A 1,930-nucleotide genomic window follows, 5' to 3' on the forward strand; every position below is an offset into this window, starting at 1 on the left:
GCAATATGTTGGCTTCGCTTTTCTTGACTTTGGCTACTCCTTTTCAGCCAGTTCAGTTAATCAAACTAAGGGCGTGGCTGAAAGAAAACCCAGATTTTTTTGAGAAAATTTTCGATGTAATTGGTGTTTTTGAGCTTTACGCCAGCATCGGAAACTTGCATTTCAATAAGCCTGATTGGTGTTTTCCTACAATAAATAGTAGTAAAACTTTCAAATTATACGGGCAAGAGATGGGGCATCCACTCATCAACACCAAAAATGTAGTTTGTAATAGCTTTGATTTTGACGAAAAGAATCGATTAACGCTCATTACTGGCTCAAACATGTCAGGTAAAAGTACATTTTTGCGTACAGTTGGGCTAAATATCATTTTGGCGTATGCTGGTTGCCCAGTTTTTGCCAAGAAAATGAGTGTAAGTGATGGTATAAAACTGATTTGCTATATGCGAATCAAAGATTCTATTCAGCAAAATGCTTCAACTTTTAAGGCAGAAATTGAGCGAATTAAGCTCGTTTTGGCGGCAATCAATACTAATGAAAATGCTCTGTTTTTGATTGATGAAATGTTAAGAGGCACAAATTCGGAAGATAAATTGGCGGGCTCGATGGCTTTGTTGGAGAAAATCGTGAATTCGAATGCGTATGCAATGGTGGCTACTCACGATTTGCGTATGACTGAAATTTCGGAGCAGTACCCCGATGTAGTAAAAAATTATTACTTCGAGTACGCTACCGAAAACGGCGAATTATTATTCGATTATTTGATAAAAGAAGGCGTTTGTAAGAGCTTCAATGCTTCGCTTTTATTAAAATCTATTGGTTTACCGATTGGCGAGAAAATTTGACAACTCTCAAAGAGTTGTCAAATTTAGGAAATGTGGCACACCTCCGCAGGTGTCCACATTTCGTTTCGCTGTTTTATTTTTTCTCAGTTAAAGATTGACTTTCAAAAGAAATTCCTTCCCAACCAGTTTTCATAAAGTTTCTGATATTTTGATGGTTCGTTGCATCGGGGTTTTCGAGTACATCTTTACGGTAAAAATCACCAAAGCAAGCAAGGGTCTGTTCTACCGAAAAATTTTGAAGTTTTGCGAATGAAAATAATTTGCATGAGCCAGAGTTTTGTCCAGCTTCATTGTGTAAATCTCCATTTTGGAAAGCCGTTGGCGTAAAATCATAGAGTGCTTCCACAACAGCCATAGTATCAGTAAATGCTACTTCTTGAGGGGTCTCGTTGAGTTTTTTTAGAAAAGAATCGAGTGTCATTATTGAATTTTTGATTGAATGTTTTCGACGAAATTTTGTCGAATTTTATAAGAAAAATTATTTTGTTCGGCATTAATGATGCGTTCGGGATGCCATTGTACGAGCATTAAATAGTGGCTTCGCTGGCTTCGGCTTCGCTCAGCCACCGAAGTTAATGAGTCAGATTCTGTTGGGTGAGCGGAGCCGAACCCAACAGAATCGGCGAAGTCAAACTCCAAACCTTCTACAACTCTATCATCAGATAATGCATTGATTTTTAGCGGTTTGGCAATAATATCCGCCGATTGGTGATGTGCCGAGTTGACATCCCCAAATACAATATTGGTAATTTTTGAAAGTTCGGAATCGTGAATAATTTCTATGTTGTGATAACGGTCTTTTCCTTCAAAATACTTTGAATGATTTTCTTTGCCAGCAGTCGGTAAATCTGGAATAAGCGTGCCACCAAGAAATACATTTACCAATTGTAAACCTCGACAAATGCCCAAAACTGGGACTTGGTTCTTGAAGATATACTCACACACTTTCCATTCAAATTCATCACGGCGTTCGTCCATGAAATTTGGATTGCATAAACTCAAAAACTCAGGTCGGTTATATAAACTTGGATGTACATCTTCGCCACCTGACAAGATAATACCATCACACTGCTCTATTTCGTGTA

Annotated in this window: 3 protein-coding genes; 1 reads left to right on the forward strand and 2 read right to left on the reverse strand. The window is 38.1% G+C overall.

The genetic code is table 11. From position 1 onward, the window contains the following. Positions 1-845 (forward strand): MutS-related protein (locus ACOVO2_RS21295; RefSeq protein WP_421771923.1); only part of this gene is annotated, 845 nt, incomplete at its 5' end. 73 nt (positions 846-918) lie between these two features. Here the strand turns inward: ACOVO2_RS21295 and ACOVO2_RS21300 are convergent. Both ACOVO2_RS21300 and ACOVO2_RS21305 read right to left on the reverse strand, forming a co-directional pair. After that, positions 919-1,266, reverse strand: coding sequence for a HopJ type III effector protein (locus ACOVO2_RS21300; RefSeq protein ID WP_421768006.1), 348 nt, complete (start codon positions 1,264-1,266; stop codon positions 919-921). Then, positions 1,266-1,930: gamma-glutamyl-gamma-aminobutyrate hydrolase family protein (locus tag ACOVO2_RS21305; protein WP_421771924.1), on the reverse strand; the 665-nt coding region annotated here is incomplete at its 5' end. The genes ACOVO2_RS21305 and ACOVO2_RS21300, both read right to left, overlap by 1 nt.

It is taken from the genome of Emticicia sp., from assembly GCF_049241225.1.
Taxonomy (GTDB): Bacteria; Bacteroidota; Bacteroidia; order Cytophagales; family Spirosomataceae; genus Emticicia.

What these genes read in the sequence shown, in the direction of transcription:
- ACOVO2_RS21300 (WP_421768006.1), bottom strand. Translation starts at nt 1,266, where the DNA reads ATGACACTCGATTCTTTTCTAAAAAAACTCAACGAGACCCCTCAAGAA.